The organism is Elioraea sp. Yellowstone (genome assembly GCF_006704265.1).
In the GTDB taxonomy this organism is placed as follows: Bacteria; Pseudomonadota; Alphaproteobacteria; order Acetobacterales; family Acetobacteraceae; genus Elioraea.
Map to the genome: position 1 here is coordinate 25,483 of NZ_VIKA01000008.1, position 23,541 is coordinate 49,023.

Below are 23,541 nucleotides of genomic sequence, written 5' to 3' on the forward strand. Positions count from 1 at the left end.
CTGCGCCGGTCGCTTCTACCCGCGCGGCCGCGAGTCGCGCGCGAAGATGAGATAGACGAGCAGGCCCGATCCGAGACATCCCGCAATGGCGACGAAGGCGAAGGCGTAGGCCTCCGCCGGTCGCGCCCCGGTGGAGCCTGCCGGGAAGGCGCCCACCACCGCGCCCGCCAGGATCGGCAGGACGGTCGAGCCGATCAGCTGGAACAGGTTCACCGTGGTCACGCCGCGGCCGGCGAGCGCCTCGGGGAACAGGCTGCGGCCGTGCGCCACCGTCACCACGCTGTAGCAGGTGACCAGGCAGAGCAGCACCAGAAGCCCGATCGCGAGCACGCCGGAGCGATGGCCGAAGCCCGCGAGGCCAAGCAGCGTCGCGAAGGTCGCGCAGGCGCCGGGCACGACGATCCATTTGCGCGTGTTCAGCTTGAGGTCGAGCGGACCCACCACCAGCGTACCCACCGCCTGCGCGGCCGCCATCGCGAGGATGACATGGCCGCGCGCGACCGGCGTGAGGCCGTGCACATCGGCGAGATAGGGCCCGGCCCAGAGCGTCAGCACCGTCGCCGCACTCGCATAGACGAAGGTGTGCATGGCCAGCACGGGCAACAGGCCCGGCGTGCGCCAGACCGCGATCAGCCCCGCGAGCACCGCGGCGAAGCGTTCGTGCGGTCGCGGCGGCACCGCCTGTCCGGGCGGATCGTCGCGGACGAGGCGATGGAAGGCGAGGGTGACGAGCCCCGTCAGGACCGCGGAGGCGGCGAACATGCCGCGCCAGCCGATCAGCGTGGCGCCGGCGGCGAGCGGCGTGCCTGCGGCGAGGCTGCCGATCTGGCTGAAGGCGAAGATGCGGCTCGCCGTGCTCGCGAGCCTTGCGGTGCCGAACCAGCGCGCGCACAGCACCACCGAGGCCATGAAGCTGGCCCCGCACCCGGCGCCGAGCAGGAGCCGGGCGCCGATCAGGCCCCTCGGGTCGGCGGCCACGGCCTGCAGCGCCGCTCCGGCTACGGCCGGCAGGCCCAGCAGGGCGACCGTGCGGCGCGGGCCGATCCGGTCGAACATCAGCCCCACCGGGATCTGCATCACGCCGAGGGCGAGGAAGAAGGCCCCGTTCGCCAGCCCGAGCGCATCCGGAGACAGGGCGAGGTCGCGCGCGAGCTCGGGCGCGAGCGCGCCCAGGGTTGCCCGATGGAAGTTGCTGAGCGCCGTCAGCGCGGTCAGCGCGCCCACCAGCCGCGCGACTGCGCCCGGTGCAGGGCTGGATCGGTGGGGCGGCTCTCGCGTCACGCGCTGGACGATGGCATGGAACGGCGACGCGATCCCTCGTCCAGGACCGAAACGCTGCCATGCCGATCCGCGACGCGACCGAGGCCGACCTGCCGGCCATTCTCGCCATCACCAATGACGCGATCCTGACCACGACCGCGAACTGGAACATCCGCCCCACCACGCTGGAGGCGCGCGCGGCCTGGCTCGCGGACCGGCGCGCGGCGGGCTTCCCGGTGCTGGTGGCGGAGGAGGGCGGCAGGGTGTGCGGGTTTGCGAGCTACGGCCCGTTCCGCGCCTTCGACGGCTACGCCGCCACCGTCGAGCACGGGCTCTATGTCGCGCGCGACGCGCAGCGGCGCGGCCATGGCGCGGCGCTGCTCGGCGGGCTGATCGCGCGCGCCGAGGCGGCGGGGCTGCACGTGATGGTCGCCGGCATCGAGGCGGGGAACACCGCCTCGCTCGCCCTGCACGCGCGGTTCGGTTTCGTCCGCGTCGGCCTAATGCCCGAGGTCGGGCGCAAGTTCGACCGCTGGCTCGATCTCGTGCTGATGCAGCGCCGCCTCGGCACGGGCTGAGGGTCGCGTCAGATCAGCGGCAGGGTGCGGACCTCGTAGCCGTGCCGGATCCTCCGTCCGCGCACCGGATCCTCGATCTCGAACTCGAAGCGGGTGCTCGGCCGGATGCCGCCGATCGCGGCGAAGGTGCCGCCGAACATCACGGTGCCGACGGGCAGCGGCGCCCCTCCCGTCCAGGCCGCGATCAGCGCCTCGGGCGTGCGCAGCGCCGCCGCCGTGCCTTCCTGGTACAGCACCAGCCTGCCGGCCTCCTCGATCCAGGCGCGCAGCACCAGCCGGTCCCAGTGCGGGGCGACCTCGTCGTGGCGCCAGAGCAGCGGCGCGACCACCTTCGGACAGAGCTGCTTGGAGACGTCGATCGCATAGGCCTCGACGCGCCGGTCGGTGTGGTCGGAGCCGACGCCGACCCAGAGCCCGTCCTCGAGGCTGACCAGCACGAACTCCACTTCGCCGGAAGTGTCCGGACCCAGCACCTCGACCGTCGTCGCGCTGGTGAGGAGATTGGTGCCATTGCGGAAGAACGCCGGCACGGTCGGCGGTGGCTTCACGCCGATCGCGCGGAGTTCCTCGACATGGTGCAGCACCGCGGCCTCGTCCCGTCCGGTCAGCCCGGCGATCACCAGCGCGCGCGGCGTCACTCCGACATCGCGCGAGCCGGAGGCGATCAGGCAGCGCAGTGCAAGCGCGCTGGTCATGCCTGATGCAGCGCCTCCTCCTTGCCCTTGCGGAGGGACGGGATCGCCATGGCTGCGACGGCGATCACCGCCAGCACGAGCAGCGTCGCGCTGATCGGGCGCTCGAGAAACACCATCGGGTCGCCGCGCGAGAGCAGCATCGCGCGCCGGAGGTGCTCCTCCATCATCGGGCCGAGCACGAAGCCGATCAGCATCGGCGCGGGCGGGCAGCCGATCTTGCTGAAGAGATAGCCGAGGAAGGCGAACACCACCGTGACGAAGACGTCGAAGTTGTTGTTGTTCAGGCTGTAGACGCCGATCGCGCAGAACACCAGGATCGCCGGATACATCAGGTCGTAGGGCACCTTCAGCAGCCGCACCCACATGCCGATCAGCGGCAGGTTGATCACCACCAGCATCAGGTTGCCGAGCCACATCGAGGCGATCAGGCCCCAGAACAGGTCGGGCTGCGCCTCGATCATGCGCGGCCCGGGCTGGATTCCCTGGATGATCAGCGCGCCGATCATCAGCGCCATCACCGCATTGGCCGGAATGCCGAGCGTCAGCAGCGGGATGAAGCTCGTTTGCGCGGCGGCATTGTTCGCGCTCTCCGGAGCAGCGACACCTTCGATCGCCCCCTTGCCGAACAGGTGCTTGTTGCGGCTGACGCGGCGCTCGAGTGTGTAGGCGCCCATGGAGGAGAGCGCCGCACCGCCGCCCGGCAGGATGCCGACGAGCGTGCCGAGCGTGGTGCCGCGCGCGATCGGCGCGGCCACGCGCCTCCATTCCTCCCCGGTCAGCCAGAGCCGGGAGATCCTGGTCTTCAGCGCCTCGCGGACCTCCGGCATCTCGAGGTTCCGGATCACCTCGGCGATGCCGAACATGCCCATCGCCATCGGCGCGAAGCCGATGCCGTCGGAGAGTTCGGGAATGTCGAACGTGAAGCGCTGCTGGCCGGTCTGCACATCCGTGCCGACCAGGCCGATCCCGACGCCGGCGATCATCATCGCGATCGACTTGACGACGTTGCCCTCGCTCAGCACCGAGGCGACGATCAGGCCGAGCAGCATCAGCGAGAAGTAGTCGGCCGGGCCGAAGGAGAGCGCCACCGCCGTCAGCAGCGGCCCGGCGATCGCCACCACCAGCGTGGCGACACAGCCGGCGATGAACGAGCCGATCGCCGCGACCGCAAGCGCCGGGCCGGCTTGGCCGTTCTTCGCCATCTGGTAGCCGTCCAGCGTGGTGATCACCGAACTCACCTCGCCCGGCAGGTTCATCAGGATCGAGGTGGTCGAGCCGCCGTACTGCGCGCCGTAGTAGATGCCGGCGAGCATGATGATGGCGGTGGTCGACGGCATGCCGAAGGTGAGCGGCAGCAGGAGCGAGATGGTCGCCAACGGGCCGATTCCCGGCAGCACGCCGATCGCGGTGCCGAGCAGCGCGCCGATGAAGCAGGCCGAGAGGTTCTGGAAGGTCGCCGCTACGCCGAAGCCGTAGATCAGGTTCTCAAGCATGGCGGGGCCTCAGTGGGACCAGGGGAACAGGCGGATGCGGATGTCGAGATACCAGATGAACACCGCCCAGCAGAGCGCGAGCAGGAACAGCGTCAGACCGAGCACGCGCAGCGGCTTCCAGGTCTTCTCGGCCAAGGACGCGATCAGGATGCAGAGCGAGATCGAGACCACGAAGCCCAGCCGCTCGACCGAGAGCCCGAACACGGTCGTCGCGCCGAGGATCAGCGCCATGTCCCGCCACGCGAACCGGCCGATCGGCTCGGGACCCGTGAACAGGCCGCCGATCAGGATCGCCAGGCCGAGGGCGGCGAGCAGCCCGAAGGCGAGCATCGGCATGTAGCCCGAGCCCATCCGGCGCGCCGTGCCGATCGGATGCGACTCGAAGTTCAGGTAGAGCATCAGCGCGGCGAAGGCGATGAACATCACTCCGGCGAAGATGTCCTGTGCGTCGGGCCTGAACCGCATCCTTGCTCACCCTGTCCGGTGGACACGCTGGCCGTGCCGGCTGCGGGCCCTGCGGGCCGGATCGGCCCCGGCGGCGCTGGGACGGCTCTCATGCATCATGCCGTGCATCCCTCCTCTCAATCGACCCGCGCCCCGGACGCCTCGACCACGGGCGCCCAGACCGCGATCTCCTCGGCGATGAAGGCCGTGTACTGGTCGGGCGTCATCTCCAGGGTCGTGCCGCCGAGCTGGTCGAACCGCTGCATCACCGCCGTGTCGGCGAGCACGGCGCGGATCTCGCGGTTCAGCCGCTGCACGATCTCGGCCGGCGTCCCGGCCGGGGCGGAGATGCCGAACCACTGGTAGGAGACGATGTCGAGACCGAGTTCCTTGAAGGTCGGGATGTCGGGCACGGCCGCGGCCCGCTCCGCGCCGCTGGTGGCGATGCCGCGCACCCGCCCCTCGCGGATGTGGCCGGTGGCGGAGGGCAGGCCGTCGAACATCAGCGGCACGACGCCGGCGATCGTGTCCGTCATGGCCGGCCCGGCGCCGCGGTAGAAGACGGGCGTGAGCCGGATCCCCGCGGCCTTGGCGACGCGCAGGCCGAGCAGGTGGTTCGACGACCCGGCACCCGAGACGCCGTAGTCGAGCCCGTCCGGCCGTGCCTTGGCGACGCGCACCACCTCGGCGAAGCTCTTTGCCTCGAAATCGGGGTTCGCCACCATGACCGAGGGGTTGCGCGTCACCATCGCGACATGCGCGAAGTCCTTCAGCGCGTCGTAGCGGAGGTTCCGGTAGAGCGAGGGCGCGATGCCGTGGCTCGCGATGTTGCTCATCACCAGGGTATGGCCGTCGGGCGCAGCCTGGGCGACGAAGGTGCTGCCGATCGTCGCCCCCGCACCGGCGCGGTTCTCGACGATCACGGTCGTGCCGAGGCGCGGCCCAAGCCGGTCAGCCACCAGGCGGGCCATCACGTCGGTGGTGCCGCCGGGAGCGAAGGGGACGACGAGCCGGATCGGACCCGACGGCCAGGCCTGGGCGCGAACAGGCGCCGGTGCGGCGACCGTCGTTCCGATCGCTGCAAGGACCCACCGGCGCGGCAGGGCGATCCGTCGTGTCATCGTTGCCTCCCCGACCCTCTTGCTGCGGCTCTATCGCACGGGCTCAGCACGTCCGACAAGCCGTGACGGGCGGCTTGCCGCCCCACGTCGTGCGCCGCATGATCGCACCGCACGCGAACCAGGACATCCCGCATGACCGCCAACGATCCCGACGCCGCGATCCGCGACGAGACGGCGCGGCTCGAGCCGCAACTGATCGCCCTGCGGCGCGAGCTGCACAAGCGGCCCGAGCTCGCCTTCGAGGAGCACGAGACCGCCGCGGTGGTGGCCGCCGAGCTCGCCCGCCTCGGCATTCCCGCGCGCACCGGCGTCGGGCGCACGGGCGTGGTCGGGCTGATCGAGGGCGGCCGGCCGGGTCCGACCCTCCTGATCCGCGCTGACATGGACGCGCTGCCGATCCAGGAGCGCACCGGACTTCCCTTCGCCTCGGAGCGCGACGGACTGATGCATGCCTGCGGGCACGACATCCACACCGTCACGCTGCTCGGTGTGGCGGCGGTGCTCAAGGCGCTGGCACCCGCACTCGCCGGGCGCATCAAGCTGGTCTTCCAGCCCGCCGAGGAGGTTCTCGAGGGCGCGCCGGCGATGATCGCGGACGGCGTGATGGACGATCCCGGCGTCGACATGTGCCTCGGCTTCCACAACTGGCCCTGGGGCAAGGTGGGCCAGATCCAGTACGTGCGCGGCGCCTGCCAGGCGGCATCCGACGCCTTCGACATCGTCTTCCACGGCCGGTCTGGCCATGCCGCCCATCCCCAGGCGGCGATCGACCCGATCGCGGGCGCGGCGCTGTTCATCGGGCAGCTGCAGACGCTCGTCTCGCGCGAGATCAACCCGCTTTCGCCGGCGGTGGTCACGGTCGGCCAGATCAGCGGCGGCACGGTGCGCAACATCATCCCCGACCAGCTCACGCTGAAGGGCACGGTGCGGACGATGGACGCGGCTGCACGCGATGCGGTCGAGTCGGGGATGCGCAGGCTGCTCGCCGGCGTCGAGGCGGGGCTCAGGCTGAGGAGCGAGCTCGCCTATGCGCGCAAGGTGCCGCCGCTGGTGAACGACGACCGCGTCCTCGACCGGGTGCTCGCCGCCGCGCGTGCGGTCGTGGGAGAGGCTGCCGTGACACAGGGAGGCGCCAGCATGGGCTCGGAGGACTTCGCCTGCTTCACCGAACTCGTGCCGGGTGCGCATCTGCGCATCGGCTCGGGCGCGCCGGGACGGTCGGACGTGCTGCACAACAGCGACTACCAGCCCGATGAGGGCTGCATCGCGGTCGGCGTGCGCACGCTGTCGCGTGCCGCCCTGGAGCTCCTCCAGTGACGGTAAAGCTGAGGCTTGCCGAGCTGACCTCGGGCGAGGCGAAGACCCGCCTTGCCAACCGCCCGACCATCCTGCTGCCGATGGGCAGCCTCGAGGACCAGGGCCCGCACGCGCCGATGGGCGACTACCTGCTCGCCGATGCGATCGCGCTGCGCATCGCCGAGCGCGCGGTGGCGCTCGGCGCCGACGCGCTGGTCGCGCCGGTGCTGCCCTTCGGCGGCGAGGACTATTTCGGCACGGTGCCGGGCGGGATCGCGCTCTCGCACGCGACCCTGCTCGCCGTGATCCGCGAGATGCTCGCGCGCCTGCTCGCGCACGGTCTCGACCGGATCCTGATCGTCAACGGCCACGGCGGCAACGTGCACGCGATCCACGAGGCGACCATGGCGCTGAAGCATGCCGACGGTACGCTGGTCCCCTCGCTCTACATCTGGCGCAACCTCTACGCCGCCTGGCCGAAGCTCGCCGGCGCCGACACGGCCGGGCGCATGGGGCATGGCGCCGATCCGGTCTGGTCGGTGGCGCTCGCGCTGTTCCCGGAGCTCTGTCGTCCCGACATGATGCCCGACCCGGTGCCGCCCGGTTCCATCCAGGGCCTCACCGTCAGCGGGCTCGGCGCGGCGCGGTTCGAGGAGATCGAGCTCGGCCTGCCGATCGAGTACGACCTCGCCGCGCCGAACGGCGTGCTCGCCGGCGATCCCCGTGCGGGCGACGCGGCACTCGGCGCGCGCGCGGTCGCCTGGCTGGCCGAGCAGGGCGCGCGGCTGATCGTGCATCTGCGGGGCCAGGGCTGAATGCGCATCGCCGTCTTCGGCGCCGGCGCGATCGGCGGGCACATCGCGTTCCGGCTCGCCCGCGGCGGCGCCGAGGTGTCGGTGATCGCGCGCGGGGCCTATCTCGACGCGATCCGCGCGCGCGGGATCACCGTGCACGCGCGCGATGTCAGCGACACCGTGCGCATGGCGGCGACCGACGATCCGCGCGATCTCGGTGTGCAGGACGCGGTGATCACCACGGCCAAGGCCCACTCGCTGCCCGCGATCGCGCGTGCGATCCACCCGCTGCTCGGCCCGGAGACGCCCGTCGCGTTCGTCGTGAACGGCATTCCGTGGTGGTACTTCCACCGTCATGGCGGCGCGCATGACGGGCGGCGCATCGTGCGGCTCGATCCCGAGGGCGCGCTCTGGGACGGGATGGGGGTGGCGCGCGCGATCGGCGGGGTCGTCTACTCCGCCTGCACGGTGGTCGAGCCGGGCGTGATCCACGTCGAGAACCCGACGAGCCGCGTGATCCTGGGCGAACCCGACGGGACGGTCTCGGCGCGCGCAGAGGCGATCGCGGCCGCGCTGCGCGCGGGCGGGATGGCCAGCGAGGTCACGCCCGCGATCCGGCTCGCGGTCTGGGAAAAGCTCGCCGGCAACATGGGCAACGGGCCGCTCGCCATCCTCGCCGGCCGCGCGATGCGGGACTACATGGCGCAGCCCGCCATCCACGCGGCTGCCGTCCGCGCGATGGAGGAGTGCCACGCGATCGCCCGTGCCTGGGGGCATGAGGTCAAGGCCGACCCGGCGAAACGCGCGGCGGCCAATGCCGCAAGCGCGCACAAGCCCTCGATCCTGCAGGATCTCGAGGCGGGTAAGCCGATGGAGGTGGACGCGCAGCTCGTGGTTCCGCTGGAGCTCGCGCGCCTCGTGGGCGTCGAGACGCCAACACTCGACCTGACGATCGCGCTCGCGGTCGAGCGCGCCCGCGCCGCCGGCCTCTACGCCGGCTGAGGGGCGAGCGGCGGGTCGGTCTGGCCCAGCACCCAGCCTTCCCAGCGCAGCAGGGCGGGATCGCCCGGGTATCCCTCGTCCCGTCGACCGAGCAGGACGTTGAGGACGCCGAACAGACCGCAGACGCAATCGAAACGGTCCTCGCCGGCGGCGTCCGAGCCGAATCCGTCCGCGATCGCCGCTGCGAGGTCGGGCGTGAGTCTGACACCCGACGTGGCGGCCCAGGCCGACAGCGCCGCGCCCGCCTCGGTCCGCGCCGCCCGGCTGCGCTTCGAGCCTGCGAGGCGCAGGCCGATGTGGCGATAGCACTCCGCCGGATAGGTCTCGGCCAGCACCAGCGTGCCCGGGGCGGCGAGGGCGGCGAGGCGGCCCTCGAAGGGCCAGAACCGCAGAGGCAGACCCCGTGCCAGCGCCGGCAGCAGCATCTCCCGCCACGCCGCGATCGCCGCCTTGCCGGCCTGGTTCGCGCCCAGCGTCCAGAACATCGGCGCGCCGGCGGGGCGCGCGGCCGTGCGCAGGTCGCAGCGCCGGCCAAGGCAGGTGGGATCGGGCAGGCCGAGAGCGGCAGCGTGCGCCGCGCGCGTCATGCCCCGCATCCCGCGCGCCGGGTAGAAGGGCCGGTCGGGCGAGACCTCCGCCAGCGTCGCGGCGACCGCGAAGAAGCCCGGCCGGCGGTGCAGGCCGCGCAGGAAGCCGGGGAAGTTCTCGGCACCCGCATGGCGTTCGGCGTAGAGGCGCGGCAGGCCGAGCGGCAGGTCGAGCCCGAACACGGCGCCGCCGCCCCCCGCCGCTGCGATCAGCCGTGCCGCGAGCGCCTCGGGCGGGCCGACCGGGGCGGGCGCCGTCGCGGTCCAGCCTCCGCCCGTGTCGCGGCGCGCGAGCGCGAGCCAGCATTTGCGCGGATCAGCCGACCAGTCCGCGTGCGCGGCGAGCGTGACGTGCGGGAAGAGCGTGCTCAGGGCTGATAGGCGGCGTCGAAGAAGGCGCGTTCGAGCGCGACCGCGCGGCGGAACAGGGCGGCGATCTCGGCGCGCCCCGCCGCATCGGCCGCCTCGTGCGCGGCGTCCAGTTCGGCGCGCAGGAACCCGACCCAGGCCTCGAAGGACGGGCCGCTGTGCAGGTCGATCCATTCGCGGAACACGAACCAGCCGGGATCGCGTCCGGCGAGCGGCGCGGCCCAGGAGAGATAGACCCACTCGGCCACCGTCAGCACGGCGAGCGCGGCTCCGTAGCGGCCCGAGGCGGCGGCCTCGCGCATCAGCGCCTGGAACCCTGCGGTTGGCGTGGCGAGCGCAGGCGCAACCCGCTCGGCCTCCGGCACGTCGAGCGCGTCGAAGCTGCGCTGGAAATAGGTGTTCTCCTCCGAGACCACCATGCCGAGGAAGCGGCCGAGCGGGATGCGCTGCGGGAGCGAGGGCGCGGCATGGATCGCCGCGCCGAGCAGGGCGACGAAGGCGTCGAGGAACTGGTAGTCCTGCACCAGGTAGCGGCGCATCACCGCACGGTCGAGCGTGCCGGCGGCGAGCTCGTGCACGAAACGGTGCGTCACCGCCGCCGTCCAGTCGGGCTCGCTCGCCTCGCGCAGCACGTCGCTCGGTCTGGGCTTCCCGGATGTCATCGTCATCCCATCTCCGCGTTGCGGGCGCCACGCGTCCGCTCGAGGCTGTGGCATACTGCCACCGTGAACGGCAAGGAGCGCGCGGCATGAACGTGGCGACGGCACGGATCCTGGCAGGGACGGACGCGGCGCACCCGGACGGCCAGTATACGACGGTGGCGAAATGGTTCCACTGGATCACACTGGTGCTGATGGCAGTCGCGCTGCCGGTCGGCTTCATCATCAAGTACCTGAAGGACGAACCCTTCGCGACCAAGATGGTGTTCTACGCGGTGCACGAGAGCGCCGGTCTCACCATCCTGTTCGTCACCATCGCACGGCTCGTCTGGCGCGTGACGAATCCCCCGCCGCCGCTGCCCGACCACATCCCCGCGCCGGTGCGGCTGGCGGCCACCACCGTGCACTGGCTGCTCTATCTCGGGCTGATCGTGCAGCCGGTGCTGGGCTTCGTCATGACCAACGCCTTCGGCTTCCCGATGCAGGGTGCCACCGCCTATCTCGGCGTCATCGACATCCCCGCGCTGGTGGCCGAGAACCAGGCGCTCGCCGGGACGCTGAAGACCCTGCATACCTGGGTCGGCTACTCGATCGCGGTGCTGCTGGCCGCGCACATCGCCGGCGCGGTCTATCACCATGCGATCCGCCGCGACGGCACGCTGATGCGGATGCTGTAGCCGCTACGCCTCGCCGCGGGCGCGGGCGAGCGCGCGGCGCAGGAGGCCCGGCCGCTTCGGCGGCGGGGGAGGGGCGGCGGCGGCACGCGCGGCCGCCGCCCTGGCCTTCTCCTTCCGCGCGAGCCACTTCTCGAGCGTCATCCCCGCCTTCGCCGCCCGCTTCGCCTCGTAGGCGCGCTGGGCGTCGGTCATGCCTGCCGTCGGATCCTTGGCCATCGTCGTCGTCCCTCGCGAGAGGGCGCGGACGCTACTCGGCGGCGAGGCGGGCTTCAACGTCCCGGCCGAACATGGCCGAGAAGCGTCGCGCGAAGGCGGGCCAGGCGGCGGGATTGACCAGCCGGGGCGGGCGGACGCCGCGCAGGAACAGGTCGATCAGCTGCTCGGCGCCCCAGGTGGCGATGCGCTGGCGGCTCTCCACGGTCACGCCGGCGGTGTGCGGGCTTGCGAGCACCGCGGGGTGGTGCAGCAGCGGGTTGTCCGGCGGCGGCTGCGGCTCGCGATCCCAGCAGTCGAGCCCGGCGCCGGCGAGGTGTCCGCTCTCGAGTGCGGCGAGCACCGCCCTTTCGTCGTGGATGAACTGGCGCGCGGTGTTGACCAGGATCGCGCCGGGGCGCATCCGCGCGATCGCGTCCGGGCCGATCATCCCGCGCGTCTCCTCGGTGAGCGGGCAGTTGATCGACACCACGTCGCTCTCGGCGAGGAGGGTCGCAAGCTCGACCTTCTCGGCCCCGCGTGCGGCGATCGTCTCCGCGTCCAGATAGGGATCGGCGGCGAGGATGCGGCAGCGGAAGGCGAGACGACAGATCTCGGCGATGCGCGTGCCGATCAGGCCGAGCCCGATGATGCCGACCGTGCGGCCGGCGAGCTCGCGCCCCATCACCGACTCGCGCACGCGCATCGTGCCCGCGCGCATGGCGGCCTGCGCCTCCGGGATGCGCTTGAGCAGGGCGAGCATCATGCCGACCGCGTGCTCGGCGACTCCTTCCGCATTGCCGCCCTTCTGGTTCATCACGATCACGCCGGCCTCGGTCATCGCCGCGACATCGACCGTGTCGTAGCCCGCGCCGTGGCTCGAGACCGCGAGAAGGTCGGGGGCGGCGCGCAGGAGCGCCGCATCGGCCCAGAGATGGCGCGGCAGCTCGTCGCGCAGGCTGCCGGTCTGGTAGGCCTGGGCGCCGGCGAACAGCGCCGCCACCTCCTCGGGCCGCGTCTCCGGGCCGCAGCGGCGCAGGCTGAACTCGGGCCGACTGCGCATGATCTCGAGGAACACCGGACGCGGCGTGGGCTCGGCGTAGACGAGGGTGATCTTCTCGGGCATCCGTCGGGCTCGCGAGGTGACGTCCGTGCGAGACTAGGTGGTGCGATGCGCCGCGTCGAGACAGGGGAGACCTCCATGGAGGCACGGCTGAAGACCGGGCTGTGGGTGCGCGCCGTGATCCGCCAGTGCGACCGCATGGCGCGCGCGGCGGTGGTGTTGCGCAAGGGCGACCCGGACTCAGGCGGCATCCTGGTCGTGCTGCGCGGGCAGGCCGGCTCGATCGTGCTTGCGCAGGCGCGCGACGCCGAGGGCCGGCCGGCCTGGGTGCGCGGCACCGGCGAGGCGCCGGCCGATCAGGCGGGCGTGGACGCCTATCTCGCGCGCCAAGTGAAGCGGGACCCGGATCTCTGGGTGGTCGAGATCGACGCCCCCGATCTCGTACCGCCGTTCGAGGCGCGGCTGCTCTGACATCGGCGATCGCCGCCGCAACGTCATGGCGACTTCACACAAGCGCGTGCGGATGCCGGTACGTTCGCGAGGGCCATCGCGGCCGCGATGGCCTGTTCCCCGCAATCCATGCCGGAGTCATGACGATGCTGCGCCGTTCCGTCGCGGTCCCCTCGATCGCCTGCGCGATGCTTGCAGGAATCTCCCTCTTGCCGGTCGAGGTGGCCGCAGCGCCGCTTGCCGACCGTCCGATCGTGATCGCCCATCGTGGCGCCAGCAACTACCTGCCCGAGCACACGATGGAGGCATACCGGCTCGCGGTGCAGATGCGCGCGGACTTCATCGAGCCCGACCTGTTCCTGACCGCCGACGGCGTGCTGGTCGCGCGCCATGACCGGTCGCTGAACGCGACCACCAATGTCCAGCAGGTCGCGGCAAGCGACCCCGACCTGTTCGCCAAGGGTACGCAGGTGGGCGCCACCCGGCAGTACTACATCGATACCCTGACCTATGCGGACATCCAGAAGCTGGGCGCGACCTCGCGTGGCGGCGCGGCCTACTCGAATCCCGCCACCAGCCCATACTACGACGGCACCGAGAACTTCGCCGTGCCAACCTTCTACGACGTGCTGGACTATGTCTACGACCTCTACAGCACCACCGGCCGGATCGTCGGGGTCTATCCCGAGGTGAAGACGATCTCCGGCAATGCCACCTACAACCTCGCCATCGCCGACGCGATGCTGGCCGCGCTGGCTGATCCGAAATACGGCGGGTTCTTCGACGGCAGCTTCGGCAACGTGTTCCTCCAGTCCTTCGACCAGTCGATCGTGCAGCACCTCTCGGCAAACTCTGATCTGCCGGTGGTCTATCTGACGAGCTGCCCGACGACCGCAGCGGCCGCGGAGGCGATCGCCCAGTACGCGGCTGGGATCGGCACGAGCACCAGTCAGGCGACGCAGGCCTGCATCGACCGCGCGCACGCCGCCGGGCTCCTGGTGCACGCCTACACGGTCTCGCTTGCCAACGCCGCGCTGCACGACACGCTCTATGCCCGCGGCGTGGACGGCATCTTCAGCAACGCGCCCGACCTTGCCGTGGCGGCGCGCGATGCGCTCTACCCCGTGCCGGAGCCGGCCTCGCTCGCGCTGCTCGGGCTCGGCGTCGCGGGGCTGCTCGCGGCGCGTCGCCGCCTCGCCTGAGGCTCAGCGGGGCTGCCGGGCGAGCGTGAGGAACGCCGCACTGCCCGCCGCCAGCGCGACGGCGAACACCGCCAGTGCGCCCGGCAGCCCCGCCAGACGCGCAGCCAGGCCCGAGAGCGGCTGCAACACGACGAGGCCGACGAAGAACGAGAGGTTCACCGCCGAGAGCGCCTTGCCCGTCGTGCCGTCGGGGGCGGCCTCGCGCGTCATCGGGTAGAGCAGCACGTGGCTGCCGATCAGCATCCCGACCAGCATCATCGCGGCGATGTCAGGGGCTGCTCCGCCGCCCGCCAGCGGCAGCCAGGCGAGCGAGGCGGCGGCGGCGAGGTGAGCGATCCCCACCACGCGCGTGCGGCTCGGCAGGTGGCGATCGAGCCAGCCGAACAGGGCGGGTGAAAGCGACATCACGACCGACAGCGCCGCCAGGACGTTGCCGGCCGCCACCAATCCGAAGCCCAGCCGGCCGGTCAGCCACGGCCCCGCCCAGAGCCCGCGCAAGGCCAGCGTGGCCGGATAGCCGACGAAGGCAAGCGTCACCGGTGCCCGCAGCCCGCGCGAGGCCGCGAGCAGCAGCACCTCGAGGCATTCGGAGCCGAGACTCCGCTGCCCGGGACGCCGAGACCCGACCGGTGGCACCAGCCGCCATGCCGCGAACAGGCACAGCACGCCCGCGCCGGCTGCCGCGGTCGGGGCGGCGCGCCAGCCGGCGATGCCGATCAGCCATGCCGAGGGCGTGCCGGACGCAAGCAGCCCGATCCCGGATAGCGCCGGCATCAGCCCGGCGACCTGGCCGAACCGGTCGGCCGGCAGCAACTGCGCTGCCACCATCAATGCGGCCATGAACACGCCGGAGCAGCCGAGCCCGGTGAGGAACTGGCCGAGCGCGAAGCTCCACGCGCCGGGCGCAGCCGCGCTCAGCGCAAGCCCCGCCGTGGCGATGGCGAGCAGCACGCTCGCTGTCAGCCGCGGGCCGACCCGGTCGAGCGCCACCCCGGACGGGACCTGCCCGACCGCGAATCCGAGATGCACCATCGCGGTCGCCACCGCGAGCCCTGCCTCGGAAAGGCCGAACTCGCCCGTCACGCCGCCGGCGATCACCGCCGGCAGGGTGCGCGCCCATTGGCTGAGCGACACCGCGCCCACCAGGGCACCGAGCGCCCGAATCGCGGTCACGGTTTCAGGCGAGTGCAGTCGGGACGCGCCGGTGGACCCAGAGGTCGCAGGGCACGCCGAGCAGCTCGCATGGCCCTTCGCGCACTGCGCCGAGCCGGGCCGCGACCCGCTCCGACGCGATGTTCCCGGGCTTGACGAAGCTCACGATCCGCTGGGCCGGCACATGCGTCCAGGCCCAGTCCAGCGCGGCGCGGCACGCCTCGGTGGCGAAGCCGCGGCCCCAGGCGGCGCGGGCGAGGGCGTAGGCAAGCTCGGGTTCGGGCCAGCCGGCGAGATGCAGGATGCCGGCACGGCCGAGGAACCGGCCGGTCGCGCGTTCCTCCACCGTGAACATGCCGTATCCCTTGAGCGCCCACTGGCCCATCAGCACGGCCATGCCGGTCCAGCTCTCCTCGCGCGTGCGCGGCCGGCCCGCCGAGGGGCCGACGCCGAGATGCCGCATCACCTCCGGGTCGGCCTGCATCGCCGCATAGGCGTCGAGATCGGCCTCGGCGAAGCCGCGCAGCACCAGCCGGCCGGTGAGGAGCCTGGGCACGAAGTCGGGCGTTGAGATCATCCCGCGAGCGTGGCATGCGGACTGCAAGGCCGCTACCCTCTGCCACCTCCCCGGGAGACCCAACCGATGACGCTCGCCGCCTCACGCCGGGCCGTGCTCGCCGGCCTTCTCGCCGCCCCCGCGATCCGCCCCGCAGCCGCGCAGGGCGCACCGATCCGCTTCACGCTCGACTGGACGTTCCAGGGCCCGAACGCGGTGTTCCTGCACGCGAACCGTGCCGGCTACTACCGCGCCGAGGGGCTGAACGTGACCGTGGATGCCGGCCAGGGCAGCGCGGGCGCGATCCAGCGCATCGTCGGCGGCGCCTACGACATGGGCTTCGCCGACCTGAACAGCGCGATCGAGTACAACGCGAACAATCCGAGCGCGCCGATCAAGGGCGTGATGGTGCTGTTCGATGCCGCACCGTTCTCGATCCTGACGCTGAAGCACAAGGGCATCGCGACGCCCAAGGATCTCGAGGGCAAGACGCTCGGCGCGCCGCAGTTCGACGCCTCGTTCCGGCTCTTCCCGGCGTTCTGCGCGGCCACCGGCGTGGACCGATCGAAGGTACGGGTGCAGGCGATGGCCCCGCCCTTGCGCGAGACCATGCTAGTGCGCGGCGAGGTCGATTTCGTCACCGGGCATTTCTATACCTCGATCCTGGAACTCCGGGCGCGCGGCGTACCCGCGAACGACATCGTCGTGTTCCTCTATTCCCGTCACGGCCTGCCGTTCTACGGCAACGGCATCCTCGCCTCGCCGCGCATGCTGGCCGAGCGGGGCGAGCAGGTGCGCGGCTTCCTGCGCGCGACCGTCCGTGCGATGCGCGACATCGTCGCCGACCCCACCCGCGCGATCGCGGCGCTGAAGGCGACCGACCCGCTGGTCGACGAGGCGATCGAGACCGAGCGGCTGCGCATGGCGCTCGCCGACAACGTGCTGACCGAGCGCGTGCGCCGCGACGGCTGGGGCGGGGCCGGGCAGGACCGGCTCGCCGCCTCGATCGAGCAGGTGAGCGCGGCGCTCGATCTGCCGCGCCGGATCGCGCCCGCCGATCTGTTCGACGCGGGGTTCCTGCCGCCGGCCGCCGAGCGCATGCTGACGTGACCTGCCGATGCGCTTTCTCGCGACGCGGGCAGCGGCCCCCTGGCTGGTCACGATCGGGCTGTTCCTCGTCTGGGAGACCCATTGTCGGGTCAGCGGGATCAGTCCTTTCATCCTGCCCGCACCTTCGGCGATCTTCGAGGCGCTCTGGCGGTTCCGCGAGGGAATCTGGCTGAACGCGGAGCAGACACTCCTCACGACGCTTGCCGGGTTCGCGATCGCGGTCGCGTTCGGGCTGTTCCTCGGGGTTGCGATCGGCGCCTCGGCCTGGCTGTACGCGGCGATCTATCCGCTGCTGGTCGCCTTCAACGCGATCCCCAAGGTGGCGATCGTGCCGGTGCTGGTGATCTGGGTCGGCATCGGCACGGTGCCAGCGATCATCACCGCCTTCCTGATCAGCTTCTTCCCGATCGTGGTGAACGTCGCGACCGGTGTCGCGACGGTCGAGCCCGAACTGCTCGACGTGCTGCGCAGTCTCGGCGCGAGGAGGCGCGACATCATGCTGAAGGTTGCGATCCCGCGCTCGCTTCCCTACTTCTTCGCCTCGCTCAAGGTCGCGATCACGCTCGCCTTCGTGGGCTCGGTGATCAGCGAGACGGTGGCGGCGAATCGCGGCATCGGCTTCCTGATGCTGCGCGATGCCTCGGCGAACGTGCCGCGCATGTTCGCCGCCCTGCTGCTGATCGCGGCGCTCGCGGTCGCGATGTACGGCATCGCCGCGCTGATCGAGCGTCGCTTCACGCGCTGGGCGACGCGCGGTGCCCCGGCCTACGCGACGGGCGGCTGAGATGATCGCGGTCGACTGGGGCCTCACCTCGTTCCGCGCCTGGCGGCTCGCGCCGGACGGGACGGTGCAGGACCGCGTCGCCGGTCCGTTCGGCATCCGCGCGCTCGCGGATCGCGACTTCGCCGCCGTGCTCGGCCGCGCGGTCGGCGTGTGGCGACCGGCGCCCGTGCTGATGTGCGGCATGATCGGCAGCCGCCAGGGCTGGGTGGAGGCGCCCTACGTCGCAGCACCTGCCGGGCTCGCGGCGATCGCCGCCGCGCTCGCGCCGGTTCCGGGGATTGACCGCGTCTGGATCGTGCCCGGCGTGTCGCAGGACCCGCCCGACGTGATGCGCGGCGAGGAGACGCAGATCATGGGTGTGACGGCGGCGCTCGGCCCGGGCCGGCACGTGCTCTGCCTGCCGGGCACGCACAGCAAATGGGCGGTGGTCGAGGATGGTCAGGTGGTGGGTTTCCGCACGGCGATGACCGGCGAGCTGTTCGGCCTGATGCGCGCGCAGTCGATCCTCGCGCCGCTGATCCCCGAGGACGCAGGCGACGATGCGGCGGCGTTCGAGGCCGGCCTCGCGTGCGTCCGCGCGGAGGGCGGGCTGCTGCACCACCTGTTCGGCCTGCGCGCCGGCGTGCTTCTCGGCCGGCTCGCGCCCGCCGCGCTGCCGTCGCTGCTCTCCGGGCTGCTGATCGGTCACGAGATCGCCGAGCTCGCCGCCGAGGCGCGCGAGGTTCATCTGGTCGGCAGCCCGGCTCTGACCGGGCGCTACGCGCGCGCGCTCGCCTGCTTCGGCATCGCGGCCACAAGGCATGGCGAGGAGACCGCCGCGCGCGGCCTGTTCGCGATCGCGCGCGAGGCGGGGATCGCATGAGCCGCATCGCCCCCTGGCTCGCGCGTTCGCCCTTCGTCGCGATCCTGCGCGGGGTCCGCCCTGAGGAGGTGGTGCCGATCGCGCAGGCCGTCGTCGAGGCGGGATGGTGCGTGATCGAGGTGCCGCTGAACTCGCCCGCACCCTTCGCCTCGATCGCGCGGCTCTCCGAGGCGCTTGCGGCCGACATCCTGGTCGGTGCGGGCACGGTGCGCACGCCGGCGGAGGTGGATCGGGTCGCCGAGGCGGGGGGGCGGCTGATCGTAATGCCGCACGCGGACGTCGCGGTGATCCGGCATGCGGCGCGGCGCGGGCTGATGGCGCTGCCGGGCGTGTTCACGGCGACCGACACCTTCGCCGCGATCGATGCCGGCGCGGATGCGCTGAAACTGTTCCCGGCCGAGATCGGCGGACCGGCGCTGCTCAAGGCCCTTCGCGCGGTGCTGCCACAGGACCTGCCGGTGCTGCCGGTGGGCGGAGTAGCGCCCGATACGGTCGCGGCGTGGCGCGCGGCTGGCGCGGCGGGATTCGGCGTCGGCAGTGCGCTCTACCGCCCGGGCGACGACGCGGCAATGGTGGGGCGACGCGCGCGCGCCTTCGTCGCGGCACTCGGCTGAGTGCCCGGCAGCCCGAGCGCTCCGGTCAGCCAAGTGGCGAACCGCGCGACCGCATCGGAGGCGTCGCGTGGGAAGGCCAGCACATGCGCAACGACCTTGGGGTCGTCCGATTCCGGCTGGCCACCCTCGTCGGCATCGTCGACATCAACGCGGTCGGCTCCGACGGGCGGGCCGCGGAGACGATGAACAACGAGCCGCTGCAGGAGAAGTAGGCGGCGTTCGGCTGGCGCGTGTGCCGCATCGACGGGCACGACCTCGACGCTGTGTGCGGGGCGCTCGACTGGGCGCTCAACCGTCCGAAGGACCGGCCGAGCGTGATCCTGGCCGATACCGTCGCGGGCAAGGGCGTGTCCTTCATGGAGGGCACGTGGCAGTGGCATCTCGGCTTCCTCGGCCCCAACGACCGCGACCGCGCTCTCGCCGAGATCGAGAAGGGGCTCGCCTGAGATGACGAACGCCAGCACCGGCCGCGCGGCCTATGCGGCGATCCGGAACCCGGCCGTGGACATGAGCGAGTCAACCGTGAAGCCCGGCTTCGACGGAGCGTCGTGGGACATGGTGGCTAGCCTCAACCTGTCGCTGCAACTGCCGACCGGGGAGGTGCTGATCGAACTCGCCGAACAGGGCCGCGACGACATCGTCGTCTGCACCGCCGATCTCGGTCGGCCCACGCAGGTCATCAATTTCGGCCGGCGCTTCCCCGACCGCTACTTCAACTTCGGCATCGCCGAGCGGAACATGATCGGCGCGACGGCCGGGCTCGCCACCGTCGGCTTCACGCCCGTCATCAGCAACTACTCGTTCTTCCTGGCCCTGATGGGGGCGGAGAACATCCGCAACGATCTCGCCTACACCAACCTCAAGATTCGCATGGTGGGCACGCACAGCGGCATCGCCATGGGCTTCTACGGCATCTCGCACCATTGCTGCGAGGACATCGGCCTGCTGCGCGCGACCGCCAACCTGACCGTGATGGCGCCGTGCGATGCCAACGCGATCCGCGCCGCGATCCCGGCCATGCTCGATCATGATGGGCCGGTCTATGTCCGGGCCGGGCGGGGGCGCGAGGTGCCGGTGTACGATCGCCCGCCGGGCTGGACGCGCGGCGGCTCGCACCTGCTGCGCGACGGCAGCCACGCCACGATCTTCGCCATCGGCAACCTGGTGAAGGCGTCGCTCGATGCGCATGACATCCTGGCGCGCGAGGGCATCGGGCTTCGCGTCGTCGATCTCTACTCGATCAAGCCGATCGATACGGTGACGCTCTTGCGATGCTTGCGGGCCGCCGCACCGGCACGCTCGACATCTCGGTGAACAGCCAGGGGCCGGCCTCCAGCCTGGCACCGGAGATGGCCGCCCTTGGCTTGCCCTTCCTGTTCGCCACCAGCGAGGCGGCATGCAGACTGGTCAATGGCCAGATCGGGCGGGATCGCGCGAATCGGTTCGGCCGCTCGGCCTGTTGCTGATCGGCTACTGGGACAACGGCATCCGCCACATCACCAACTCGCGCCGCCCGATCACCGTCCCGCACGACCTGCGCGGTGTGCGGATCCGCACGCCGGCCGATCCCGCCGCCATCGACACCTTCCAGGCGCTCGGCGCGGCGGCGCAGCAGATCGCCTTCAGCGAGCTCCATGTTGCGCTCCAGCAGGGCGTGGTGGACGGGCAGGAGAATGCGCTCGCGAACATCCACTCGTCCAAGCTCTACGAGGTCAACCGCTGCATCTCGTTCTCCGCCCACAAGTGGGAGTGCTCGTCCGTGCTGGTCAGCCGGATCGCGTGCGCCCGAATCAGCGATGGAGACTGGCGGCTCCTCACCGACGCCATGAAGGAGGCCGAGGCGATGAGCCGGCGCCTGATGAAGGAGAGTGACACGACGCTGCTCGCCGAGTTCCGCGCCAACCCGAAGGTCGCGGTGAATGTGCTGCTGCGCGCGCTGCCCCGCGTCGGGCGCTGGCCGGCGGGCCTTACGGTGCTGCTGCTGTTCAGCTACGTTCCGGCGCTCACGATCCGTCTCTGATGAGGAAACGGCATGAAGGTCGCGGCGATCGGGCTCGGCTCGATGGGGATGGGGGCGGCGCTCAATCTGCTGAAGTCGGGCCACGAGATCACGGGCGTCGATCCGCGCGCGGAGGCGCGCGAGGCGTTCGCCGCCGCGGGCGGCAGGGCGGTCGCGCGCCCCGGCGAGATCCCCGAGGGCACCGAGGCGGCGCTGGTGCTGGTCGTGAACGCGCAACAGACCGAGGCGGCGCTGTTCGGCCCCGACGGCGCGGCGCCGCGCCTCGCGCCGGGCGCTGTGGTCATCGGTTCGGCGACGGTCGCACCGGAGGCGGCACGCGCTCTCGCGGCCGAAGCCGAGGCGGCGGGGCTGCTCTGGCTCGATGCGCCGGTTTCGGGCGGGGCGAAGGGTGCTGCCGAGGGCACGATGGTGGTGATGGCCTCCGGATCCGAAGCCGCCTTCGCCAAGGCCGAGCCCGTGCTCGCCGCGATCGCGCGCAAGACTTGGCGGCTTGGCGACGCGCCGGGCATCGGCAGCACGGTGAAGATGGTCAACCAGCTGCTCGCCGGGGTGCACATCGCCGCCGCCGCCGAGGCCATGGCGCTCGGCATCCGTGCGGGCGCGGATCCGGGAATGCTCTACGAGGTCATCACCACCGCGGCCGGCAACTCCTGGATGTTCGGCGACCGCGTGCCGCACATCCTCGAGGGCGACGACACGCCGCGCTCGGCGATCGACATCTTCGTCAAGGACCTCGGCATCGTGCTGGACGCGGCGCGCGGCATGACCTTCCCGCTGCCGCTCACCGCGGCGGCCCACCAGCTCTTCCTCGGCGTCTCGGCGGCCGGGTACGGCGGGCGCGACGACGCCTTCGTCATCCGCTTCTGGCAGATGCTCGCGGGCATTGGCCTGCCGCCGAAGCGGGGCTGACGCCCGGCATGCGCCTGCCTCATTTGCTGCAGGAACGTTCCCTGGTATTATCGACCCGATCCTGACGCACCGCGCCGGCGCGGTGCGCCGCATGGACGGATGGGGGACGCGACGCCATGTCCTGGTTCCTGCGGCTGACGCGCTTCGCGAGCGCGCACATGGTCTATGCCCAGCACGCGCAGAACTCCTGCGGCATGGCCTGCATGATGATGGTCAACTTCAAGATGAAGAAGGGCCTCATGCTCGCCGGCATGGCCGCCGGCAGCGCGGTCTCCGTGGTGCCGATCATCGGCTCCTATGTCGGCGCGACGCTGAGCAAGGCCGCCTTCGACGCCGCGGTGAAGACCGAGAAGCAGGTCTATGCCGAGTACACGAAGGTCACCGGTTCGCCCTATGACGGCAGCCAGTACTCGGATGCGATGAAGTTCCCTGCGGTGCTCGGCAATCTTGGGCTCGGCAACTGGGAGTGCGCCAACGCCGGCGAGACCGGCTTCGCCAAGGCCGCGAAGAATGCCACCGACAACGGGGCGCCGGTGATCGGCCACGTGGTGTGGAACGGCGGCGGCGCGCATTTCGTGGTGATCGACGAGTTCCACGCCGGCTATGGCTGCGTCTGCGACCCGTGGGACGGGCACGTCCACGTCACCAGGATGAAGGACGGGGCGTCGGTGGCCTACAATGCCGACGACACGCCGGTGGGCTGGGACATCGGCGGCAAGCGCAACGATTATCCGAAGGGCAGCGTCGGCAAGTTCTCGGGCTGGATCGTGCGGCGCAAGTAGCCGCCGCCCCGATCACGGCCGTGCCCGGATGATCGGCACACCGGGGGCCGCGTCCTCGGGCAGCGTGCCGTCGAGCCGCGGGTCGGGCATGATCTCGATCTGGTACCTGAACGGCACGAAGCCCGAGCGCAGGTAGAAGCCGAGCGCGCGCGGATGGTCGAGCGAGCAGGTATGCAGCCAGACCCGGCGGAGCCCCGGCCGCGACCAGGCGCGGTCGAGCGCGTGCGTCATCAGGCTGCGCGCCGCGCCGGTGCCGTGCAGCGCCGCGGTGACGCCGAACAGCCGGATCTCGCAGCTTCCCTCGGTCGCGAAGTCGAGCTCGGCTAGGCCCTCGTCCGTCTCCCCGACGCGCAGCGCCCAGATCTCGACGGCCGCATGGTGCAGCCTGGCGCGCATCGTCTCGTCCGACCAGCCGAGTCGCATGGCCCAGAGATGCTGCGTGCCGATCCGGCGGTAGAGGTCGCGGTACCACGCCGGCTCCGGCCGCTCGACCAGACGGAGCGGCCAGGCGCCGGAGAGCGGCCGCGGCGGCGGCCTCGTGGTCATCTCGAGATGCGTGACCACCGCCGGCACGTGTCCGGCGGGAACGTCGTGGTAGCCGGGTGCGAGCGCCATCCCCGCTCCTGTCGATCGCGACCTCTCTCGTGCGGCAAGGCTGACGCAGCCGCGGCCGGCGCACAAACCCCATGGCACGCACGAGGTTCCCGCCGCATGCTGGCGCGGATGGCCTTCCCCCGCAGTCCGATCCCCTCGATCGACCGGCTGCTGCGCGCGCCCCAGGCGGCGGTGCTGCTCGAGCGCTTCGGCCGCGATGCCACGCTCGCCGCCTTCCGCGCCGAGGCCGAGGCGGCGCGCGCCGCCATCCGCGCC

General features: G+C 71.7%; 28 protein-coding genes and 2 pseudogenes. 18 read left to right on the forward strand and 12 right to left on the reverse strand.

Translation table 11 applies throughout. The annotated features are described in order from the left end of the window. Positions 1–15: 15 nt before the first annotated feature. On the reverse strand, positions 16–1,224 hold the full coding sequence (locus tag FK498_RS02705) for an MFS transporter (RefSeq protein ID WP_141851277.1): 1,209 nt from the start codon (positions 1,222–1,224) through the stop codon (positions 16–18). A 116-nt stretch (positions 1,225–1,340) separates the two neighbouring features. On the opposite strand from FK498_RS02705, the gene FK498_RS02710 reads away from it, so the two are divergent. After that, positions 1,341–1,838: a GNAT family N-acetyltransferase gene (locus FK498_RS02710; protein WP_141851279.1), complete on the forward strand. Its 498-nt coding sequence runs from the start codon at positions 1,341–1,343 to the stop codon at positions 1,836–1,838. Positions 1,839–1,846: 8 nt separating this feature from the next. Here the strand turns inward: FK498_RS02710 and FK498_RS02715 are convergent, their stop codons facing one another. From FK498_RS02715 to FK498_RS02730, 4 genes are all read right to left on the reverse strand, one after another. After that, positions 1,847–2,533, reverse strand: coding sequence for a DUF2848 domain-containing protein (locus FK498_RS02715; RefSeq protein ID WP_141851281.1), 687 nt, complete (start codon positions 2,531–2,533; stop codon positions 1,847–1,849). After that, positions 2,530–4,026 carry a tripartite tricarboxylate transporter permease gene (locus tag FK498_RS02720; RefSeq protein ID WP_141851283.1) on the reverse strand — a complete coding sequence of 499 codons (1,497 nt, stop codon included), beginning with the start codon at positions 4,024–4,026 and terminating at the stop codon, positions 2,530–2,532. Before FK498_RS02720 ends, FK498_RS02715 begins: the two co-directional genes overlap by 4 nt. 9 nt (positions 4,027–4,035) lie before the next feature. Beyond that, positions 4,036–4,491 carry a tripartite tricarboxylate transporter TctB family protein gene (locus FK498_RS02725; protein ID WP_141851285.1) on the reverse strand — a complete coding sequence of 152 codons (456 nt, stop codon included), beginning with the start codon at positions 4,489–4,491 and terminating at the stop codon, positions 4,036–4,038. Between the two features lie 116 nt (positions 4,492–4,607). After that, positions 4,608–5,591, reverse strand: a complete 984-nt coding sequence (locus FK498_RS02730; RefSeq protein WP_141851287.1) for a tripartite tricarboxylate transporter substrate binding protein — start codon at positions 5,589–5,591, stop codon at positions 4,608–4,610. A 132-nt stretch (positions 5,592–5,723) separates the two neighbouring features. On the opposite strand from FK498_RS02730, the gene FK498_RS02735 reads away from it, so the two are divergent. The 3 genes from FK498_RS02735 to FK498_RS02745 are packed head-to-tail and all read left to right on the forward strand — an operon-like array spanning position 5,724 to position 8,683. Continuing rightward, positions 5,724–6,908: a M20 family metallopeptidase gene (locus FK498_RS02735; RefSeq protein WP_141851289.1), complete on the forward strand. Its 1,185-nt coding sequence runs from the start codon at positions 5,724–5,726 to the stop codon at positions 6,906–6,908. Then, on the forward strand, positions 6,905–7,702 hold the full coding sequence (locus FK498_RS02740) for a creatininase family protein (protein WP_161988285.1): 798 nt from the start codon (positions 6,905–6,907) through the stop codon (positions 7,700–7,702). Before FK498_RS02735 ends, FK498_RS02740 begins: the two co-directional genes overlap by 4 nt. Then, entirely contained in the window at positions 7,703–8,683 is a 981-nt protein-coding gene (locus FK498_RS02745) for a ketopantoate reductase family protein (RefSeq protein WP_141851293.1), read from the forward strand. Here FK498_RS02745 and FK498_RS02750 read toward each other — a convergent pair. Both FK498_RS02750 and FK498_RS02755 read right to left on the reverse strand, forming a co-directional pair. Then, a complete protein-coding gene (locus FK498_RS02750) occupies positions 8,671–9,453 on the reverse strand; it encodes a hypothetical protein (protein ID WP_237560815.1) in 783 nt (260 codons plus the stop codon). The genes FK498_RS02745 and FK498_RS02750 overlap by 13 nt on opposite strands. A gap of 185 nt (positions 9,454–9,638) precedes the next feature. Beyond that, a complete protein-coding gene (locus tag FK498_RS02755) occupies positions 9,639–10,307 on the reverse strand; it encodes a TenA family protein (protein WP_141851295.1) in 669 nt (222 codons plus the stop codon). 80 nt (positions 10,308–10,387) lie between these two features. Here FK498_RS02755 and FK498_RS02760 point away from each other — a divergent pair, with 80 nt between their 5' ends. Next, a complete protein-coding gene (locus FK498_RS02760) occupies positions 10,388–10,975 on the forward strand; it encodes a cytochrome b (protein ID WP_161988286.1) in 588 nt (195 codons plus the stop codon). Positions 10,976–10,978: 3 nt separating this feature from the next. Here FK498_RS02760 and FK498_RS02765 read toward each other — a convergent pair whose 3' ends face one another. Both FK498_RS02765 and FK498_RS02770 read right to left on the reverse strand, forming a co-directional pair. Next, entirely contained in the window at positions 10,979–11,191 is a 213-nt protein-coding gene (locus FK498_RS02765; protein WP_202614717.1) for a hypothetical protein, read from the reverse strand. 31 nt (positions 11,192–11,222) lie between these two features. Continuing rightward, a complete protein-coding gene (locus tag FK498_RS02770; RefSeq protein ID WP_141851299.1) occupies positions 11,223–12,293 on the reverse strand; it encodes a hydroxyacid dehydrogenase in 1,071 nt (356 codons plus the stop codon). A gap of 75 nt (positions 12,294–12,368) precedes the next feature. Here FK498_RS02770 and FK498_RS02775 point away from each other — a divergent pair, with 75 nt between their 5' ends. Together FK498_RS02775 and FK498_RS02780 are read left to right on the forward strand one after the other, a co-directional pair. Beyond that, on the forward strand, positions 12,369–12,701 hold the full coding sequence (locus FK498_RS02775) for a DUF1491 family protein (protein ID WP_141851301.1): 333 nt from the start codon (positions 12,369–12,371) through the stop codon (positions 12,699–12,701). A gap of 125 nt (positions 12,702–12,826) precedes the next feature. Further along, positions 12,827–13,882 (forward strand): glycerophosphodiester phosphodiesterase family protein, encoded by a 1,056-nt coding sequence (locus FK498_RS02780; protein WP_161988287.1) that lies wholly within the window; start codon positions 12,827–12,829, stop codon positions 13,880–13,882. Positions 13,883–13,885: 3 nt separating this feature from the next. Here FK498_RS02780 and FK498_RS02785 read toward each other — a convergent pair whose 3' ends face one another. Both FK498_RS02785 and FK498_RS02790 read right to left on the reverse strand, forming a co-directional pair. Next, positions 13,886–15,055, reverse strand: coding sequence for an MFS transporter (locus tag FK498_RS02785; RefSeq protein WP_161988288.1), 1,170 nt, complete (start codon positions 15,053–15,055; stop codon positions 13,886–13,888). A 4-nt stretch (positions 15,056–15,059) separates the two neighbouring features. Beyond that, positions 15,060–15,611, reverse strand: a complete 552-nt coding sequence (locus FK498_RS02790) for a GNAT family N-acetyltransferase (protein WP_202614718.1) — start codon at positions 15,609–15,611, stop codon at positions 15,060–15,062. 66 nt (positions 15,612–15,677) lie between these two features. On the opposite strand from FK498_RS02790, the gene FK498_RS02795 reads away from it, so the two are divergent. The 10 genes and pseudogenes from FK498_RS02795 (at position 15,678) to FK498_RS02840 (ending at position 22,671) form a co-directional block, all read left to right on the forward strand. Then, positions 15,678–16,700, forward strand: a complete 1,023-nt coding sequence (locus FK498_RS02795) for an ABC transporter substrate-binding protein (protein WP_141851307.1) — start codon at positions 15,678–15,680, stop codon at positions 16,698–16,700. Between the two features lie 7 nt (positions 16,701–16,707). Continuing rightward, entirely contained in the window at positions 16,708–17,484 is a 777-nt protein-coding gene (locus FK498_RS02800) for an ABC transporter permease (RefSeq protein WP_141851309.1), read from the forward strand. A 1-nt stretch (position 17,485) separates the two neighbouring features. Beyond that, on the forward strand, positions 17,486–18,346 hold the full coding sequence (locus FK498_RS02805; protein WP_141851311.1) for a 2-dehydro-3-deoxygalactonokinase: 861 nt from the start codon (positions 17,486–17,488) through the stop codon (positions 18,344–18,346). Next, positions 18,343–18,960, forward strand: coding sequence for a 2-dehydro-3-deoxy-6-phosphogalactonate aldolase (locus tag FK498_RS02810; RefSeq protein WP_141851313.1), 618 nt, complete (start codon positions 18,343–18,345; stop codon positions 18,958–18,960). The genes FK498_RS02805 and FK498_RS02810 overlap by 4 nt, the downstream gene beginning before the upstream one ends. A gap of 83 nt (positions 18,961–19,043) precedes the next feature. Further along, complete coding sequence (locus FK498_RS20090) at positions 19,044–19,172, forward strand: hypothetical protein (RefSeq protein ID WP_255581459.1); 129 nt, start codon at positions 19,044–19,046, stop codon at positions 19,170–19,172. A 15-nt stretch (positions 19,173–19,187) separates the two neighbouring features. Continuing rightward, a pseudogene (locus FK498_RS02815) lies at positions 19,188–19,406 on the forward strand (hypothetical protein); the annotation flags it as partial. A gap of 1 nt (position 19,407) precedes the next feature. Further along, on the forward strand, positions 19,408–20,274 hold the full coding sequence (locus FK498_RS02820) for a transketolase family protein (RefSeq protein ID WP_141851317.1): 867 nt from the start codon (positions 19,408–19,410) through the stop codon (positions 20,272–20,274). Further along, positions 20,232–20,980 (forward strand): annotated as a pseudogene (locus tag FK498_RS02830) (DctP family TRAP transporter solute-binding subunit). The gene FK498_RS02820 and the pseudogene FK498_RS02830 overlap by 43 nt, the downstream one beginning before the upstream one ends. 12 nt (positions 20,981–20,992) lie before the next feature. Further along, a complete protein-coding gene (gene ltnD / locus FK498_RS02835; protein WP_141851323.1) occupies positions 20,993–21,889 on the forward strand; it encodes an L-threonate dehydrogenase in 897 nt (298 codons plus the stop codon). Between the two features lie 116 nt (positions 21,890–22,005). After that, positions 22,006–22,671, forward strand: a complete 666-nt coding sequence (locus FK498_RS02840; RefSeq protein WP_141851325.1) for a hypothetical protein — start codon at positions 22,006–22,008, stop codon at positions 22,669–22,671. Between the two features lie 12 nt (positions 22,672–22,683). Here FK498_RS02840 and FK498_RS02845 read toward each other — a convergent pair whose 3' ends face one another. Then, entirely contained in the window at positions 22,684–23,286 is a 603-nt protein-coding gene (locus FK498_RS02845; protein WP_141851327.1) for an N-acetyltransferase, read from the reverse strand. 108 nt (positions 23,287–23,394) lie between these two features. Between FK498_RS02845 and FK498_RS02850 the strand changes: the two genes are divergently transcribed. Continuing rightward, a partial coding sequence (locus tag FK498_RS02850; RefSeq protein ID WP_237560816.1) for a hypothetical protein occupies positions 23,395–23,541 on the forward strand: 147 nt, incomplete at its 3' end.